The 1,996-nt window shown below is 73.5% G+C and carries 2 protein-coding genes; both read right to left on the reverse strand.

The annotated features are described in order from the left end of the window. The coding region (locus GTP77_RS29660; protein ID WP_161075737.1) for an acyltransferase family protein at positions 1–654 on the reverse strand (654 nt) is incomplete at its 3' end. Continuing rightward, positions 651–1,996 (reverse strand): O-antigen ligase family protein (locus GTP77_RS29665; RefSeq protein WP_223149420.1); only part of this gene is annotated, 1,346 nt, incomplete at its 5' end. The genes GTP77_RS29665 and GTP77_RS29660, both read right to left, overlap by 4 nt.

Here is a 1,996-nt window from a genome sequence, read left to right on the forward strand (position 1 = left end):
GGCCGGGCGCCGCCAGCGCACCGCGTAGGCCGCCAGCGCGCCCATCAGCAGCTCGTGGGCGCGGCAGCTGAGCAGGAAGTAGCTGGCCACCGGCCCGGTGTGCCACTCGGACCAGGCCAGCGCGGCTACGGCCAGCGCCGCCAGCGCGGCCGGAGTGCGGCGCGGCGCGGCGCGGTGCAGCAGCAACAGCAGCAGCGGGAACAGGAAGTAGAACTGCTCCTCCACCGCCAGCGACCAGGTGTGCAGCAGCGGGAACTCCTCGCTGCGCTGGCCGAAGTAGCCCCAGCTGCTGAGCGAAAAGAACAGATTGGAGGCGAAGGCCCAGGAGGCGGCCAGCGAGGTGGTGTAGAACAGGTAGTCGTTGGGGATCAGCAGGTAGCTGGCGGCCGCCAGCACCGCCAGCGACACCACGCCGTAGGCCGGCAGCAGGCGCGTGATGCGGCGCTGGTAGAAGGCGGCCAGGCTGAAGCGGTCCTGGGCCAGCGCGTCGGCCAGCACGCCGGTGATCAGGAAGCCGGAGATGACGAAGAACAGGTCGACCCCGGCGAAGCCGCCGGGCAGCAGGGCCGGCGCGGCGTGGAAGGCCAGCACCGCCAGCACGGCCACGGCGCGCAGGCCGTCGATGTCGGCGCGGTAGGGCGGCGCCGCGTTCATGGCCGCTCCGGCGCGCTGCGCGGGCAGGCGCCCAGCAGCAGCAAGGTCAGGAAGATCACCCACATCTGGCCGCGCGGGGCGAAGAACGAGGCCTCGCTCTGGTTGTGCATCAGGTAGGCCAGGGTGAAGGCCACGCTGCACGGGGCCAGCGCGCGGGCCTGGCGGTCCGGGTGCAGATAGCTGCGCGCCCAGCCGGCCAGCAGCAGGGCGAACAGCGCCAGCGCGGCGATGCCGCCGTTGACGGCGAGGTCCAGCGCGCCGTTGTGGTAGCTGGAATACGGCATGCCGGCTGTGCTGATCAGCTCGGCATGGTCGTCGAAGCTCCAGCCCAGCCAGGGCTTGGCGCCGATGGCGCGGTAGGCGTCCTGCCACACCTCGGCGCGCCCGGTGAGCTTGCTGTCCCGGCCCAGCATGTCGTACAGCCAGTCGAGCGGCAGCGCGCTCTTGAGCAGCTGGTACAGGCCGCCGCCCAGCACGGCCAGCAGCACCGCCCCCAGGTAGAGGCGCGGCCCGGCCGCGCGCCGCTGCCAGGCGCGCAGCAGCAGCAGCAGCAGCAGCGACACGGCCGAGCACAGCTTGGAGGTGACGCTGTCGGCGCCCAGCGCGGCGGCGGCGCCCAGCAGGCAGAACAGCAAATGCCAGCGGCGCCGCCGCGCCTGCGGCAGGCACACCAGCACGCAGGCGTTGGCCCAGAAGGTGGTCAGGGCCAGCGCCCCCAGGGTGTTGGGGTGGGAGGTCAGGCCTTGCCAGCGCTGCTGCCAGTCGATGGCGTAGCCCGGCAGGACGGCGACGGCGGCCAGCTGCAGCGCCATGTTCAGGCCCAGCACCGCGGCCAGCTGCGGCACCAGGCGCCAGGGCTGGTCGCGGTAATGCAGCGCGGCGGCCAGCGCGATCAGCGTCACGCCGGTGCCGTGCACGAAGTTCATGGCCACCTTGGCCGGGTAGGCGCTCCACAGCACCCCGGCCAGCAGCAGCAGCAGCAGGGCAGGCTGCTGCCAGTGGCGGCGCAGCAGCAGCGCCGCGCTGCGCGGATAGCGCAGCAGCAGCGCGCCGGCCGTGCCGTACAGCGTGGCCAGCAGCAGCAAGTTGGCCAGCGAGCTGAGCATGTTGGAGCTGGCGGCGGCCGCCGCCGTCATCTCCGCCACGTCGGCCACCAGCATGGGCCGGGTCGGCGCCAGGCTGTAGGCGATGGGCAGGCCGGAACTGGCCATGAAGGCCAGGAAGGGCAGGGCCATCAGGCGGCGCGCGCCGGGCGCGGCGTCAGCGCGGGCGGGGTGCACGGTATTCCTCCAGGTCGCGCCGCGCCAGGCAGCGCGCCAGCTGGCCGCCGGCCCCGGCCGCG

Source organism: Pseudoduganella aquatica, assembly GCF_009857595.1.
GTDB lineage: Bacteria > Pseudomonadota > Gammaproteobacteria > Burkholderiales > Burkholderiaceae_D > Rugamonas > Rugamonas aquatica_A.